The following is a 14,292-nucleotide window of genomic DNA, read 5'->3' as shown; positions in this document are numbered from 1 at the left end:
GATGCGTGACGTCGAGATGTTCACGGCAATGACGGGAGACAGGAATCCGATTCACTATGATGCCGACCTGGCAGCGAAGTCTCCGTTCGGCGGACTGATCGTGCAGGGCGGCGTCACGACCGGCCTGTTGAACGCCGTCGTCGCAGAGGATCTTCCCGGGCCCGGCACCGTATTCCTCGAGACCAACTGGCGGTTCGTCAAGGCTGTACGCGTCGGAGAGACGATCACCGCCACAGTCGAGGTCGAACATGTCCGCAGCGACAAGCCTATCTGCAAGCTGGTGACGACGGTACGCAATGCCGCCGGGGACGATTGCGTTCTTGGTACCGCAACGACTTACACGATGCCGCTGCTTGATCCGCAAAATGGCGCCGCACGACAGGACAGGCCATGAGCGCGCGGGAAATCGGAGAACCGGCTGGAGCGCTTCAAGACACCGTTCTCCACTTCGTGGACGCGGTTCCGGCACGGGAATCGCCAAAGGCGGATCGAGCGGCGGCCCGAATGTCCCTGAACGCGACTTATCTCAGGCGCGTCTATTCTCGATGCACCGGCGAGGAACGAGGCACGGCGAGATCGTCGCACCTGCCGACGCCGCGCACCATCGGCCTGACGATCCTCGCGATGCTCGCGTTCGCCGCCAACTCGGTGCTCTGCCGCCTTGCGCTCGATCAAGGTTCGATCGATCCGGCGAGCTTCACTTTGGTCCGCATCGGATCCGGCGTCGTGGCGCTTTGGCTCATACTCGCTTGCACAGGGCGAACCAGCCTGATGCAGGGGTCCTGGCGGGGCGCATTCGCGCTTGTTGCCTACGCGGCCGCCTTTTCCTTCGCCTACCTCACGCTCTCCGCCGGCGCCGGCTCGTTGTTGCTGTTCGGCGCCGTGCAGGCGACAATGGTGACGACAGGCCTCGTGCGAGGCGAGCGGCTGACGGCGCCGCAATGGCTGGGGTTCGCCGTCGCGCTCGCCGGTCTGGCTGTTCTGCTGATGCCTGGCGCCGCGGCGCCGCCGATCGGCGGTGCTTTGCTCATGTTTGCCGCCGGGATCGCCTGGGGCGCATACTCTCTCATAGGTCGCGGCGCGATCGACCCACTCGCCGCCACCGCTGGAAACTTTCTGAGAGCGCTGCCGTTGGCGGCGATCCTGCTCGGGTTGACGGCTATGTTCGGCACGAAGCTCGACCAATCCGGTCTCGTCTACGCGATCGCCTCGGGAGCGGTCGCGTCGGGTCTCGGCTACACGATCTGGTACGCGGCCTTGCCCGGATTGTCCCAGGCCCGGGGAGCGTCCGTTCAAATGAGTGTGCCTGTCATCACCGCGCTTGCCGGCACCCTCGTGCTGGGGGAGACGATCACGTTGCGTCTGTCGCTCTCGTCGGCCGCCATTCTCGGCGGCATAGCCCTCGTCATCGCCAGCCGGCCGCGCGCACCGTAATCAATAATCTCACCTTGCCGCCGCTCCGCACGCGCCTTACTCGTCCATCTCAGGAACTCCTTCTCGAGTGTGTTAAGATGATGGAAGCGCCGAAAAAGTTCACTCTGGAGAAATCACAGAGGTCCGGTGCGGGTCATTCGCCAAACCCCGGGGCGTTGAGATGGGAATGAAACGTCATGCCGCCGGCCGCGCGGCCACCCCTGGGCTCGGACTTTGGCTCGCGCCGCTGGCCTGCATCGCCTTCGATCCGATTGCCCATACCATCGCGCCGCTAGTCCCGGCCCATATCGGCCGTCCCGGCTTCGTCTCCCCTGCCATGGCTCAGACGGGCACGCTCACCCAAGCGCAATCGGATGCGCTCGCCGGCTACAATCTAGCCTTGAGCAACTTCAAATCGATCCTGCGCCAGCGGCGCGCGCAGATCGATTCGAAACAACCGCTGCCCAACCTGCCGGGACAGGCGCTCTACCTCGCGCGCAACAGCACGATGAGTACCTACAAGGATCTCACCGACGTGCTTCCGTCGCGGATCGGACGGCCCAATAAATGGGGAATCCCGCCCGCCTATTTCGACGCCGACCTCGAGCCGCTGATCGACGAGTACGTGAAGATTTTCGAGGTCATGCAGGCGCCGCCCGCCAATGCGCAAAAATCAGACACGCCGTTCAAGGACGTCGTCGATCTCGGCAGGGTGATTGCGCGCGCCAAAGGTCTCGGTGCCGCGGATGCCGACGCGGCCGGCCGCATCAGCCTGGGGCTGTTTTTTGCCGAGACCAACGGCAACCAGACCATCGGCAATGCGCGCTCGAACAAATACAAGGGAAGCCTGCAAACAGGTCCGCCTGAAGCTGAAAATGGCCGCAGGAAGTGGGCCGCGATCAAGCCGTCGATCGCATCGCTCGATCCCGGCCTGAACCTTCGTGACGACAGGGAGGAGGCGCGGCTCGGCAATCTGGACCGTCGCTACAACCACTGGACCTCGGTGCGGGACGCGCTGATGAACGCGCATGCGGATATTTTCCCGCAGATCCCTGACATCGTGAAGGCGCTGCCCGATCCGATCGATCAGTTGAAACTGTTCGAACTGATCCAGATCATTCCCAGCCCGACCAAATCCGCGCTTCGGTCCGGCAACCCCATGAGCTACCGGGTTTCGGACCCCAGGATCATGGGATATCTGCGAAACAACAGCATGTTCGCCTATGGACGAGCCGACCGGGCAAGGACATCCGTGACCTTCCGCGAAATTCTCGATGCGATGTGGCTGTTCAACGCCAAATTCGAACGGGCGCTTTCGATCTTCGACGGCATCAAGAGGGGATCGAAGGGTTGAATCGGCCGGCATCCATCGGACATACTGACCATTGAAGAGCGTCATGCGCCCGCCATGCTGTCACGGGACTCGAACAGGACCACGCCGGGGGAAAGCAGGAGATGGCATCGTCAGGGGGGAAATCCGCCGTATCGCGCCCTGGCGCCTGGCGCCGGCGCTGCACCATCGTCGCCGCGATGGCCGCGATGGTTTTCCTGCCGGTCGAGGCCAGCCATGCCGGCTGGCTGTCGGATCTCTTCAAGGGCAAGTCAGATCAGGCCAAATCGTCGAAGCAGGCCACCTCGCCGAAGCCGGCCAATTCGTCAAGGCAAGCCGTCCTGGCGAGGCGCCCCGCTCCGGCGAAACGCGTTACCCCGGAGGGGCCTGCTGCCTCGCCAAGAGCCCGCAATGTCAAGCTTGCCGCGCTCGGGCCGGTCGCCTTGAGCCCGTCCACTTTCAAGCCGCCCGGACCCGGCTGCGATCCCGCGAAATTCCGGATCGTCGTGGACGTCGGACATACCGCCGAATCCGAGGGCGCGATCAGCGCCCGCAACGTCTCCGAGTTCGTCTACAATCATCGGCTTGCGCAGCGGATCGAGCAGAAATTGAAGGCCGACGGCTTTGCCGAGACCCGGTTGCTGCTGACCGAGGGCAAGGCCAGGCGGAGCCTGGTCAAGCGAGTCGCCGCGGCAAACGGACTTCAGGCACATCTCTTCCTGTCGATCCACCACGATTCCGTGCCCGACAAATTCATCGAGGAGTGGGAATTCGAGGGCAAGAAAAGCCGCTTCAGCGACCGCTTCAGCGGCTATTCCGTCTTCGTCTCCCGCCGCAATCCGGACTTCAAGACGAGCCTGTTCTTCGCCGAACTGGTCGCCAAGGAAATGAAAGCGTTCGGCCTGCGATATGCCGAGCAGTACAGCCAGCCCATCATGGGCCGGCACCAGCGCCCGTTGCTGAACAAGGAAACCGGGGTCTACCGCTACGATGAACTCGTGGTGCTGCGAACGACGCGGATGCCCGCCGTGCTGCTGGAGGCGGGCTCGATCATCAACCGGGACGAAGAACTCGCGATGGATTCGCCTGAACGCCGGGATATCATCAGCAGCGGCGTCACTTCGGCGGTCAAGCAATTCTGCGATCGGCGATGGGCCATCCTCGGGCCGGTCTGACTGAGCAGGATGGTCTCCCGATCGAGGACCCTCGACGCCGCAGGTCGACCGGGTTTGGGCTTCGCTTGCCAGGATGCGCAGGTCAATCGCCGTTACGCCCGGTCCCCGACAAATAAAGTTCGGCCCGTCATCATTGATCTCGCTCGACAATCCCCGGGATCCGCCGCTTTCGAGCGACCCAACTTGCGGGAGCGGACTAACATAAATCGGGTTCATGACTAGATCGAGCACCCGTGGCAGCGTCCTCTCGGAGCGCCCTCTTCACCTCTGCGGATCACGGCCCGACCGATCGGGCAGGAGACCGCAATGCTGTCACCAAATCACGGCACTCCCCTCGACAACAAGTTGCTGTTCGCACTGCCTCGCGACCAGATGGATTTGCTGACGCCGCACATGACGACCAGGCAACTGCCGCAGGGCCAGGTGTTGCTCGAAGCCGGCGAAGAATTCGAACACGTGTATTTCCCCCACAGCGGGATGTTGTCGCTGCTGGTGGTCCTGCGCGACGGAAAGGCCATCGAGGTCGCGACGGTGGGACGCGAGGGCGTGGTGGGGGCAATGGCCGGAATGGGCCTGTACAGGTCCTCGGTGCGGGTCGTCGTGCAACTGCCGATGGCCGCGACCAGGATAGCCGCAGCCCAATTCCGCAAGGCGGTGGACCATAGCGAAGCCGTTCGAGACCTCTGCATCCGCTACAATGAGGTCCTGTTGCTGCAAGCCCGCGTTACCGCCGCCTGCAACGCCGTGCATGTCGTGGAAGCGAGATTTTGCCGCTGGCTGCTGCAGTCGGCCGATCGCGCGGAAAGCGACACGGTGCAACTGACACAGGAATTCCTGGCCGAGATGCTCGGGGTGCGCCGTACCTCGGTTACCGAAGTGGCGAGCCATATCCAGAAGCTCGGGCCGATCACCTATTCGCGCGGGGTGATCAGGATCGTCGATCGCAACGCCTTGGAAAGCTTGTCCTGCGAGTGCTATCAGACCCTGCGGGGCCAATAGAAGCCGACATTCCGTCGCAGGAACGCGGGTTCCAGATAAGGAACAGCCCCCTCCCCTGATGCGAATGTATATCGTCGCCGCGTTATTATATGTCGACTCTCCGACTTACGAGGCGTTTACTGGCGGCATCACCGACCGCCCGCGGCTTTTATCGGTGACTGAGAGTGTTGTGCTCCCGCCTGATCGACACGGGAGCAAGCATGACCGAAACACAACCTCTGAACTTGACGTCGCGCGCGGCGGCACATCCGCGGTGTCCGCGATGCCAGGCCCGCGCACGCGTTCAAGGCGTGACCTCGGACCGCACGGGATTCGAGCAGTGGACGCTGAAATGCACCAAATGCGGGCACATCCACGAAGCGCAGGTTTTCGCCGACCCGATGACGTCGGAAGCACCGGCTGGTTTTCCGGCGAGCTTCGCTCGCCGACATAGGTGAAACATGGACGCCAAGCAGCCTTCGCGTTCGCACGATGTCGAAGCCAGCGCCGACGAGGCCCTGGCCGAGGCGCGAAGCCTGCCGCCGGGCCCGGAACGGATTGAAGCATTGAAGACGGCAGGCAAGCTTCGCTACGCCGCGGACGTCTACGGAATCATTTTTGCGAAGCGTGGCAGGCCCTCGAGGTGAAGGGATCGATGCGTAGCGGGGAAAGGCCACCTTTTCTTTCGGCCGATCTCTGAACGCGCATTCCCCATCGCGGGTCAGCGGACCGGAGCAAATGCCTTCGTCAATTGTACTTGGCCGACGGCAGACGCGAACGACCATCGCGGCCGGCACCCGCCGGATCGCTTGCGGGCAAGGCGCCCGCCAGTGCGCGCGCATTCAGCAGCAGCCAGATCCGGTAGATCGTCTCGTGCGGGTTTTCGGCCTGCTCGAAATGGTCGGCAAGAATGGAGCCGATTGCAGCCTCGATCGACGGAGATTTGGACGCGGACATCGCAGCCTTTCCAGGGACGTTGAAACCGATATCCAATCGCCCGCGAAGCGATTGGTTCCGGCGCAAAAACGTCGGCGCAGGCGGCACCTAACAGGGGTCTGGGCGTTGGGATGCGCACCCGATGGAGAACCCATGACGCCGTCCGCTCTCGCCGAAAATTTCCGTAATCTGATCCACAAATCCGAGTTCCCCTGTGTCGGCGCCAAATCCGCCCTCGCCAAAGGCACACTGAATATCCTGGTCGCGCGCGACATGCGTTCGAACTGGGACGACCGGCGCATCTATGACGGCATCACCGGCATCGTGCGCGATTACCGGGCCGATCGCGAACTGTTCCAGAGTTTCGCGGTCATCTTCGAGGGACCCGTGGACCTCGACGAGAAATCATTCGAGAAGTTCCTGTGGGCGCGCGCCGAAAGCCTCACCAACAAGGACGCCTGGCTGGGTCAGTCGCATGACGGGCGCGTCAGCAACGATCCCGACGATCCGCACTTCTCGCTGAGCTTCGGCGAGGAAGCATTCTTCATCGTCGGCCTGCACCCGCGCGCCAGCCGTCCGGCACGGCGTTTCGAGCGCCCCGTGCTGGTGTTCAATCTTCACGACCAGTTCGAGCAGCTGCGCGAGCAAGGCCGCTACGAGCGCATGAGAGCAAAAATCATCGAGCGCGACGTCGCGTTGGCCGGGTCTGTCAACCCGATGCTGGCAAGACACGGCACGATCTCGGAAGCGCGCCAGTACAGCGGCCGCAACGTCGCCGAGCCGGGCTGGGAATGTCCTTTCAAACCGGTGGAGCGCGCATGAACGGACCAGCGGCACTTGCGACACGCCCTGGCATCGCAACCATTCCGCCCCGCTCCGGGACGGCCTTTCGCCTGCTTCGGGGGCAGTCGCTCACGGTGATCGATCCCCGCGGCGAGCAGGTTTCGGACCTCGTCGCCTTCAGCGCCGCGGATGTCGCGGAGGCGATTTCGTCGGGCCGAAGCCTGGACTACGCCAGCAAGCTGTACCTCACTGCCGGCGACGCCATCTATTCCAACCGCAGCAGTGTCATGTTGCGCATCGTCGAGGACACGGTCGGGCGGCACGACTTCCTGCTCACGCCGTGCTCCCGCGAAACCTTCGAGATCATCTACAAGGATCCCGATCCGCACCGGGGATGCTTCGGCAATCTCGAAGCCGCGCTGGCGCCGTTCGGCATCGGTCCGGACCAGATTCCGGTGGCGTTCAACTGCTTCATGAATGTCGTGATCGAGCCGTCGACCGGCGCATTCACGGTCGAGGCCCCCTTGAGCCGGAGCGGAGACTTCATCAGGTTCCGGGCTGAAATGGATCTCGTCGTCGGCCTGACCGCCTGCTCGGCGCTGCAATCCAACAATTACGCCTTCAAGGAGATCTGCTACGCCGTGGAGTGATCTACTTCGCGGTTCTTGCCCTGGCGGGTTTTGCCTCTCCCTCCTTCTCGCGCAGCAGCGCCTCGCGCACCAGCTTGAATTCGCTGCGGTCGGCCTTGTCGACTTTCGGAAAGTGCAGATCGAGCTTTTCCAGCGCGGTGATGATGGCCGAGCCAATCACCACCCGCGCGAACCATTTGTGGTCCGCCGGCACCACGTACCAGGGCGCCTGCGGCGTCGAGGTGTGCCGGACGATATCCTGATACACCGCCATGTATCGCGGCCACAGCGCGCGTTCGGTGATGTCGCCCATCGAGAATTTCCAGTTCTTGGCGGGCTCCTCCAGCCGCCCCAGAAAGCGCTCGCGCTGCTCCTCCTTCGAGAGGTTGAGGAAGAATTTCAGCACCACCGTGCCGTTGCGCGCCAGATAGCGTTCGAACGCGGTAATGTCCTCGAACCGCTCGTGGAAGATATTTTTCGTGATCAGCTTCGGCGGCAGCTTCTGCTTCTCCAGCAGTTCCGGATGCACCCGCGTCACGAGGCATTCCTCGTAATAGGAGCGGTTGAAGATACCGATGCGGCCGCGCTGCGGCAGCGCGATCGTGGTCCGCCACATGAAATCGTGATCGAGCTCGAGGCTGCTCGGCTGCTTGAAGGAATGGACGTCGCAGCCCTGCGGGTTGATGCCCTCGAAGATGCTCTTGATCGCGCCGTCCTTGCCCGAGGCATCCATGCCCTGAAAGATCAGGAGCAGCGACCAGCGGTCCTGGGCGTAGAGCTTTTCCTGAAAGTCGTTGAGCCGCTTGCGGTTGGCGTCGAGAATGATGCCGGCGCCATCCTTGTCGAGTGCGCCCTTCTCGTTGGTCTTGTGCGACTTCAGATGGAACTGGCCCGACCCGTCGTAGCGAAACGGCGCCACGTACGGCTTCAGCTGGTCGCCGAGGGACTGGGAGGAATCGTTGCTCATGGAAACTCCGGTTGGCTGCACGGTCCAGACGGTACATGGCGCGCCGGTGCGGCGCCAGACCCGGCGTTGATGTGCGTCAAGGCATGCTTCGCCGGCATCGCTAACCTTCCAAGCTGAAATTCGCTTATCTGGATTGACGAGGCGCGGCCGTGCCGAACAGGCGAGAGCTGATGGGATTCACGCTCGGCCTCGGCGCCGGAGCAGCATTCCCGCCCACGCCGTCAGAAGCCGCTTCCATGACTTACGATCAAGCGGTGCGATCGACATGGCGGCCGCTGCAAGCGACCTCGCGGGACCGCGAACTGGTGCGCTATGCGAGCCTTGCCGCCAACAGTCACAATACGCAGCCCTGGATTTTTTCCACGGCCGGCAACGAAATTACCATCTCGCCGGATTTCCGCCGAAGGTGTCCGGCGGTCGATCCAGACGACCACCACATCTTCGCAAGCCTGGGCTGCGCGGCCGAGAACCTCTCACACGCAGCGGCGGCCCTCGGACTGCACGCGACAACGGCGCTGGTCGACGACAAGGTCATCATTGGTCTGGAGCCGGCACCGCCAGTCCGCTCGCCGCTGTTCGAAGCCATCGTCGCCCGACAGAGCACCTGCGCCAATTATGACGGCCGGCCCGTTTCGAGCGACGCACTCAGGTTGCTCGAAGCCGCCGGCCGCGAGCCCGGCACCTCGATGATAATCATGACCGAGCGGTCCAGGATATCGAACGTGGCGGACTATGTGTTGCAGGGCAATTCGGTGCAGATGCGCGACCGGGCCTTCATGGATGAGCTTCAGAGCTGGCTGCGTTTCAGCGAGGCGGATGCCGTTGCCACAATGGACGGCCTGTTCTCGGGCTCGTCCGGCAACCCCGCGATGCCGGCGTGGCTGGCAAGGCCGCTCTTGAGAATGTTCTTTACCGAAGCCGGCGAGAACAAGAAGTATCGCGAGCATATTGAAAGCTCGGCCGGTGTCGCCGTGTTCGTGTCGGAAGCCGATGACAGGACGCATTGGGTGGCCGCGGGCCGCGCTTGCCAACGCTTCGGCCTTCAGGCCACCGCGCTGGGACTGAAATACGCCTTCATCAATCAGCCGGTCGAAGTACCCGCGTTACGGAGCCAATTCGCATCCTTCCTCGGCATCGGCGATCGGCGAGCGGACATGGTCCTGCGGTTTGGAACGGGATCTGCGCTGCCACGGTCGCTGCGGCGGCCTCCGGAGCAGGTCATGCGCGAGGCTGGATGAAGGTTGCCGCTACCGATGCGATCTGGCGGAGATCGGCGGCCAGTTGATCGACGCGCTGCGGTTCGGCGTCCCAGGCGAACATGAAGCGGGCGCCGCCGCCGATGAAGGTATAGAACCTCCAGCCGCGGTCGCGCAGCGCCGCCATCCGTTGCTCCACCATCCGCACGAACACCGCATTGGCTTGAACCGGAAACATGACTTCCAGCCCGGGCAATCCGGCGATCTGTTGCTGCAGGCGCCGGGCGCAGGCGTTGCCATGCCCGGCGTTGCGCAGCCAGGCACCTGATTCCAGCATGCCGACCCAGGGCGCCGATAGAAAGCGCATCTTCGAGGCCAGCTGGCCCGCCTGCTTGCACCGGTAGTCGAAATCCTCCGCCAGCTTGCGGTTGAAGAACAGGATGGCCTCGCCGGCGGCCATGCCGTTCTTGGTGCCGCCGAAGCAGAGCACGTCGACGCCGGCGCGCCAGGTCATGTCCGCCGGACTGCAGCCCAGGCTGGCGCAGGCATTTGCAAAGCGCGCGCCGTCCATGTGGAGATTCAATCCCAGTTCGCGGCACACCGCCGAGATCGCCCGCAACTCGTCGAGCTCATAAACCTGTCCTGTCTCGGTCGGTTGCGTCACCGTCACCACGCGGGCTTTCGGAAAATGGATGTCGCTGCGGGCGGTCGCGACGGCGCGGATCGCCTCGGGCGTCAGCTTGCCGCCCTCCGACGGCGCCACCAGCAGTTTCGAGCCGTTGGAAAAGAATTCCGGGGCGCCGCATTCGTCGGTCTCGACATGCGCCGCGTCCGAGCAGATCACGCTGTGATAGGACTGGCACAGCGAGGCCAGCGCCAGCGAATTGGCCGCCGTGCCGTTGAAGGCGAAGAAAACCTCGCAGTCGGTCTCGAACAGCGTACGAAAGGCATCCGAAGCCCGGGCGGTCCACAGGTCGTCGCCATAGGCCGGCGCGTGGCCATGGTTGGCCTCTTCCATCGCCGCCCAGGCCTCCGGGCAAATTCCGGAATAATTGTCGCTGGCGAATTGCTGGGGTTCGCTGGTCATGCCGCACCGCCTCCCGGTTCATCGGTTGTGGGCTTCAGGATGCCGAAAACTGTGCTTCGATAAAGGCGGTGACGAAGCGCGGCATGGCCGCGGTGAGGTCACCGACTCCGCGCACCAGATGGATGGCACACAGTTCGGGCTGCACTTGCCCGGCGAGATTGGCCTCGATCCGCGCGCGCAGCGCTTCGCCGGATGCATCGACGTGCAGGATCCGGATCATCGCGATCGATCGCCCGGAGACCACGCAATCCCAATGCGGATCGGCGCGGTAGTCCGCCGCGGTCAGTCCGGTTTCTTCGGTGAGCTCGCGCGCCACGCTGCCGGCGATGTCGAGCGCGCCGGCGCTGATATCGTCGAGGTCAGGCGTTCCCGAGGGAAAGTAGACGCGTCCGGCATTGGCGGTATGCTGGCCCATCTCGCCGAGCACGAAGGCGCCATCGTTGCTGCGCAATGCGCCCATCCCGAAGCCGTTGAAGACCTCACGGTCCGGAAAACCCCAGTCGCGCCAGGCCAGGAATGCGGCGAAATCGGCCTCGAAATAGCTGGCGCGGAGGCCGGCCGCGGTGAAGACGGGGTCGCGACCCAGCAGGATGCGGCCGTTCCAGATCTGCGGCTTCTCGCGCTGCCTGCCGACGAAATGCGCATCAATCTCGGCGCGCCGCGCCTGCGCGAACGGCCACGGCCAGGGCTGCACCTTCAGGTCGAGCGTGGTGACGCGGTGAAAGACCGGCAGCGTCATCGCCGACGCTTACTTCGCACTGGTCCCCGTCGTCTTCCTGGCCTGCTCGACGAAGCGGTTGGTGAAGGTCTTCGCAAGATCGATATTGGCCTTGGCGACTTCGGGCGAACTCTCGCTGAACACCGCGAGCACCGCGTCCGCTCCCTTGGAATCCATCATGCCGGTCTTCGAATACATCGGAATCGTGTTCTTCAGCGCGGCGAGATAGAGTTCCTTGTTCTTGCCGACGATTTCCGGCGGCATCTTCGCCATGATCTCCTCCGGCGAATGCGCGTGGATCCAGTCCAGCGTGTTGACGATCGCATTGGTCAGGGCCTGCGCCTCCTTTTCGTGCGACTTGATCCAGGCCGCCGTCGAGTACAGCGAGCCACCGGGATACTCGCCGCCGAATACATCGAGCGTATCCTTCTGGGTGCGGGTATCGGAGAGGATGCGCAGGTCGGGATAGCTGCCCTGCAGCACGGTGACCGACGGGTCCAGCATCACGGCGGCTTCGATCTGGCCCTGCTGCATCGCCGCGACCGCGGTGGCGCCGAGACCGACGCCGATCACGGCGACATCGGACGCCGCGACGCCGTGTTTCTTCAGGAGGTATTTCAGGAAGAAGTCGGTCGAGGAACCCGGCGCGCTGACGCCGACTTTCTTGCCGGCAAGGTCCTTGATCGATTTGACTGTAGCGTTGTGCGAGGGCGACACCACGAGCACCAGTCCAGGATAGCGGTCATACACCACGAAGGATTGCATTTCCTGCTTCTTGGCCGCGAGATTGACGGTGTGGTCGAAATAGCCCGACACCACGTCGGCGCTGCCGCCAAGCACCGCCTTGAGCGCGTCCGAGCCGCCCTTGAGGTCGACCAGTTCGACGGCCAGGCCGGCCTTTTCATACTCGCCGAGCTGCCTCGCCAGTACGGTCGGCAGGTAGCACAGGCAGGAACCGCCGCCGATGGCGATCGTCACCTTCGATTGCGCCGCCGCAAGGCCCGACGTCAGCACCAGCATCATCAACGCCCCGGTCAGCCTGACCCAAATCCTGCTCATGGTATCCTCCGTGCATTCATTCGTTGCGCGCACGATAGAGCAGCGTGCGGTGCTTGAGAAGGTAGTTGTGCCTCCTCGCCGTCATTGCGAGCGAAGCGAAGCAATCCAGCTTTATCGCGCAAAGAAAGGATGGATTGCTTCGTCGCTTCGCTCCTCGCAATGACGGACAAAGACTTCAGCCGTGGCCGCCGGCGCCGTCCGGCCGCCAGACCAGCAGGCGCCGCTCGACGAAGGTCACCAGCAGGTCGATCAGGATGACGAAGGCCGACAGCACGAACATGCCGGCGAACACCGCGGCGACGTCGAACACGCCCTCGGCCTGCTGGATCAAATAGCCGAGCCCGGCCGCGGAACCCAGATATTCGCCGACCACGGCGCCGACCACGGCGAAGCCGACGGCCGTATGCAGCGACGAGAACATCCACGACAGCGCCGACGGCCAGTAGACGTGCCGCGTCAATTGCCGCTCGCTCATGCCGAGCATGCGGCCGTTGGCGAGCACGGTCGGGCTGACCTCCTTGACGCCCTGATAGACGTTGAAGAACACGATAAAGAACACCAGGGTGACCCCGAGCGCGACCTTGGACCAGATGCCGAGGCCGAGCCACAGCGTGAAGATCGGCGCCAGCACCACGCGCGGCAGCGCGTTGGCCATCTTGACATAGGGGTCGAACACCGCCGCCACCCGCGGCTGGCGGGCGAACCAGAAGCCGACCACGACGCCGGCGACCGAGCCGATGGTAAAGGCGAGCACCGACTCCCACAGCGTGATCAGCAGATGCTTCCAGATCGTGCCGCGCACGAACCAGTCGACGATCTGGCTTGCCACGTCCACCGGGTTGGAGAAGAAGAACGGCGGCAGCAGGATGCGGCCGAAGACCGGCACCGTGGTCAGGAAATGCCACAGCGCGAGGCTGACCACGGCGACCATCAGCCGGCAGAGCAGCAGGACGGGGCGGCTCATCATGCCACCTCCCCCGGCGCCAGCGTCGATTGCGCGTAGCCCTTCATCACTTCATCCTTCAGCACGCTCCAGATCTCCCGGTGCAGCGCGTGAAACTCCTTCTCCATACGGATTTCCGAGATGTCGCGCGGACGCGGCAGCGGCACCCGCCAGTCGCCGATGATGCGTGCGCCAGGACCGGCCGACATGATCACGACGCGGTCGGCCAGCGCGATCGCCTCCTCCAGGTCGTGGGTGACGAACAGCACCGCCTTGCGGTCGGCGTTCCACAGTTCCAGCAGCAGATTACCCATGATCTGTCTGGTTTGGGCGTCGAGCGGCCCGAACGGCTCGTCCATCAGGAGGATCTTGGGGTCGCGGATCAACACCTGCGCGAGGCCGACGCGCTTGCGCTGGCCACCCGACAGCATGTGCGGGTAGCGGCCGGCAAAGGCGCCGAGGCCGACCGAGGTCAGCCAGCCCTGCGCGCGGTCCAGCGCCACGGCGCGCGGCGCGCCCTTGATCTCGAGGCCGATGGCGACGTTGTCGAGCGCGGTCTTCCAGGGAAACAGCGCATCGGCCTGAAACAGGTAGCCGGCGTCGCGGTTGAGGCCGGACAATGGCTGGTCGAAGATGCGGACCGTGCCCGATGCCGGCTTGAGCAGCCCGGCGGCGACGTTGAGCAGCGTCGATTTTCCGCAGCCGGTGGGGCCGACAATGGCGACGAATTCGCCATGTTCGACCGAAAGACTGGCCTGCTCGACCGCGGTATAGACCCGGTTATCGGCCAGACGGAAGGCGACTGTGGCATCATCGAGCGCGACCGCCGTCGGCATTTTCGTATCCACCGAGTCCCCCTCCAAGTTCGGAGGATGCCTTAGCGTCTTGTGAGGACAAGTTCAACGAAGCGCGGAGACGTGGTAGGTGAGGCTTGGCGGCACTTACCCTCCCCCTGGAGGGGGAGGGTCGGCTCGCATCGCAAGATGCGAGACGGGGTGGGGTGAAAGTCTCTCAACTCGGGCACCATCCGACACGATAGACTGCCACCCCACGCCGCCGCCCCCCCGGACGATGCTGC

At 63.8% G+C, this 14,292-nt stretch carries 16 protein-coding genes; 9 read left to right on the top strand and 7 right to left on the bottom strand.

Features of this window, described 5'->3' with window-relative positions; genetic code table 11:
• From Q8R73_RS07870 to Q8R73_RS07845, 6 genes are all read left to right on the top strand, one after another.
• A partial coding sequence (locus Q8R73_RS07870; protein WP_305718977.1) for a MaoC family dehydratase occupies positions 1–394 on the top strand: 394 nt, incomplete at its 5' end.
• 110 nt (positions 395–504) lie between these two features.
• A complete protein-coding gene (locus Q8R73_RS07865) occupies positions 505–1,434 on the top strand; it encodes a DMT family transporter (protein ID WP_305718976.1) in 930 nt (309 codons plus the stop codon).
• Positions 1,435–1,750: 316 nt separating this feature from the next.
• Positions 1,751–2,767: a hypothetical protein gene (locus Q8R73_RS07860; RefSeq protein WP_305718980.1), complete on the top strand. Its 1,017-nt coding sequence runs from the start codon at positions 1,751–1,753 to the stop codon at positions 2,765–2,767.
• 101 nt (positions 2,768–2,868) lie between these two features.
• Positions 2,869–3,918 carry an N-acetylmuramoyl-L-alanine amidase gene (locus Q8R73_RS07855; RefSeq protein WP_371126056.1) on the top strand — a complete coding sequence of 350 codons (1,050 nt, stop codon included), beginning with the start codon at positions 2,869–2,871 and terminating at the stop codon, positions 3,916–3,918.
• A gap of 306 nt (positions 3,919–4,224) precedes the next feature.
• Positions 4,225–4,917 carry a Crp/Fnr family transcriptional regulator gene (locus tag Q8R73_RS07850; protein ID WP_305718975.1) on the top strand — a complete coding sequence of 231 codons (693 nt, stop codon included), beginning with the start codon at positions 4,225–4,227 and terminating at the stop codon, positions 4,915–4,917.
• Between the two features lie 440 nt (positions 4,918–5,357).
• Positions 5,358–5,543 carry a hypothetical protein gene (locus tag Q8R73_RS07845; RefSeq protein WP_305718974.1) on the top strand — a complete coding sequence of 62 codons (186 nt, stop codon included), beginning with the start codon at positions 5,358–5,360 and terminating at the stop codon, positions 5,541–5,543.
• Between the two features lie 100 nt (positions 5,544–5,643).
• On the opposite strand, the gene Q8R73_RS07840 is transcribed toward Q8R73_RS07845, so the two are convergent.
• Positions 5,644–5,889, bottom strand: a complete 246-nt coding sequence (locus Q8R73_RS07840) for a hypothetical protein (RefSeq protein ID WP_305718973.1) — start codon at positions 5,887–5,889, stop codon at positions 5,644–5,646.
• A 96-nt stretch (positions 5,890–5,985) separates the two neighbouring features.
• Here Q8R73_RS07840 and gntA point away from each other — a divergent pair, with 96 nt between their 5' ends.
• Positions 5,986–6,654, top strand: coding sequence for a guanitoxin biosynthesis heme-dependent pre-guanitoxin N-hydroxylase GntA (gene gntA, locus Q8R73_RS07835; RefSeq protein WP_305718972.1), 669 nt, complete (start codon positions 5,986–5,988; stop codon positions 6,652–6,654).
• On the top strand, positions 6,651–7,265 hold the full coding sequence (locus Q8R73_RS07830; RefSeq protein WP_305718971.1) for an urea carboxylase-associated family protein: 615 nt from the start codon (positions 6,651–6,653) through the stop codon (positions 7,263–7,265). Before gntA ends, Q8R73_RS07830 begins: the two co-directional genes overlap by 4 nt.
• Before the next feature lies 1 nt (position 7,266).
• Here the strand turns inward: Q8R73_RS07830 and Q8R73_RS07825 are convergent, their stop codons facing one another.
• Positions 7,267–8,211: a polyphosphate kinase 2 family protein gene (locus tag Q8R73_RS07825; RefSeq protein ID WP_305718970.1), complete on the bottom strand. Its 945-nt coding sequence runs from the start codon at positions 8,209–8,211 to the stop codon at positions 7,267–7,269.
• A 236-nt stretch (positions 8,212–8,447) separates the two neighbouring features.
• Between Q8R73_RS07825 and Q8R73_RS07820 the strand changes: the two genes are divergently transcribed.
• Positions 8,448–9,449, top strand: coding sequence for a Tat pathway signal protein (locus Q8R73_RS07820; RefSeq protein WP_305718969.1), 1,002 nt, complete (start codon positions 8,448–8,450; stop codon positions 9,447–9,449).
• Here Q8R73_RS07820 and Q8R73_RS07815 read toward each other — a convergent pair.
• The 5 genes from Q8R73_RS07815 to Q8R73_RS07795 form a co-directional block, all read right to left on the bottom strand.
• Complete coding sequence (locus tag Q8R73_RS07815; protein WP_305718968.1) at positions 9,430–10,494, bottom strand: low specificity L-threonine aldolase; 1,065 nt, start codon at positions 10,492–10,494, stop codon at positions 9,430–9,432. The two genes, Q8R73_RS07820 and Q8R73_RS07815, sit on opposite strands and share 20 nt — an antisense overlap.
• A 34-nt stretch (positions 10,495–10,528) precedes the next feature.
• Complete coding sequence (locus tag Q8R73_RS07810; protein ID WP_305718967.1) at positions 10,529–11,233, bottom strand: NUDIX hydrolase; 705 nt, start codon at positions 11,231–11,233, stop codon at positions 10,529–10,531.
• A gap of 9 nt (positions 11,234–11,242) precedes the next feature.
• Positions 11,243–12,271 (bottom strand): ABC transporter substrate-binding protein, encoded by a 1,029-nt coding sequence (locus tag Q8R73_RS07805; protein ID WP_305718966.1) that lies wholly within the window; start codon positions 12,269–12,271, stop codon positions 11,243–11,245.
• 175 nt (positions 12,272–12,446) lie between these two features.
• Positions 12,447–13,235: an ABC transporter permease gene (locus Q8R73_RS07800; RefSeq protein ID WP_305718978.1), complete on the bottom strand. Its 789-nt coding sequence runs from the start codon at positions 13,233–13,235 to the stop codon at positions 12,447–12,449.
• Positions 13,235–14,050, bottom strand: coding sequence for an ABC transporter ATP-binding protein (locus Q8R73_RS07795; RefSeq protein WP_305718965.1), 816 nt, complete (start codon positions 14,048–14,050; stop codon positions 13,235–13,237). Before Q8R73_RS07795 ends, Q8R73_RS07800 begins: the two co-directional genes overlap by 1 nt.
• Positions 14,051–14,292 lie beyond the last annotated feature (242 nt).

Source organism: Bradyrhizobium sp., from assembly GCF_030697065.1.
Taxonomy (GTDB): domain Bacteria; phylum Pseudomonadota; class Alphaproteobacteria; order Rhizobiales; family Xanthobacteraceae; genus Bradyrhizobium.
This window is presented reverse-complemented; position numbering and strand designations above follow the sequence as displayed.

What these genes read in the sequence shown, in the direction of transcription:
- Q8R73_RS07865 (WP_305718976.1), top strand. Translation starts at nt 505, where the DNA reads ATGTCCCTGAACGCGACTTATCTCAGGCGCGTCTATTCTCGATGCACC.
- Q8R73_RS07860 (WP_305718980.1), top strand. Translation starts at nt 1,751, where the DNA reads ATGGCTCAGACGGGCACGCTCACCCAAGCGCAATCGGATGCGCTCGCC.
- Q8R73_RS07855 (WP_371126056.1), top strand. Translation starts at nt 2,869, where the DNA reads ATGGCATCGTCAGGGGGGAAATCCGCCGTATCGCGCCCTGGCGCCTGG.
- Q8R73_RS07850 (WP_305718975.1), top strand. Translation starts at nt 4,225, where the DNA reads ATGCTGTCACCAAATCACGGCACTCCCCTCGACAACAAGTTGCTGTTC.
- Q8R73_RS07845 (WP_305718974.1), top strand. Translation starts at nt 5,358, where the DNA reads ATGGACGCCAAGCAGCCTTCGCGTTCGCACGATGTCGAAGCCAGCGCC.
- gntA (WP_305718972.1), top strand. Translation starts at nt 5,986, where the DNA reads ATGACGCCGTCCGCTCTCGCCGAAAATTTCCGTAATCTGATCCACAAA.
- Q8R73_RS07830 (WP_305718971.1), top strand. Translation starts at nt 6,651, where the DNA reads ATGAACGGACCAGCGGCACTTGCGACACGCCCTGGCATCGCAACCATT.
- Q8R73_RS07825 (WP_305718970.1), bottom strand. Translation starts at nt 8,211, where the DNA reads ATGAGCAACGATTCCTCCCAGTCCCTCGGCGACCAGCTGAAGCCGTAC.
- Q8R73_RS07820 (WP_305718969.1), top strand. Translation starts at nt 8,448, where the DNA reads ATGACTTACGATCAAGCGGTGCGATCGACATGGCGGCCGCTGCAAGCG.
- Q8R73_RS07815 (WP_305718968.1), bottom strand. Translation starts at nt 10,494, where the DNA reads ATGACCAGCGAACCCCAGCAATTCGCCAGCGACAATTATTCCGGAATT.
- Q8R73_RS07810 (WP_305718967.1), bottom strand. Translation starts at nt 11,233, where the DNA reads ATGACGCTGCCGGTCTTTCACCGCGTCACCACGCTCGACCTGAAGGTG.
- Q8R73_RS07805 (WP_305718966.1), bottom strand. Translation starts at nt 12,271, where the DNA reads ATGAGCAGGATTTGGGTCAGGCTGACCGGGGCGTTGATGATGCTGGTG.
- Q8R73_RS07800 (WP_305718978.1), bottom strand. Translation starts at nt 13,235, where the DNA reads ATGAGCCGCCCCGTCCTGCTGCTCTGCCGGCTGATGGTCGCCGTGGTC.
- Q8R73_RS07795 (WP_305718965.1), bottom strand. Translation starts at nt 14,050, where the DNA reads ATGCCGACGGCGGTCGCGCTCGATGATGCCACAGTCGCCTTCCGTCTG.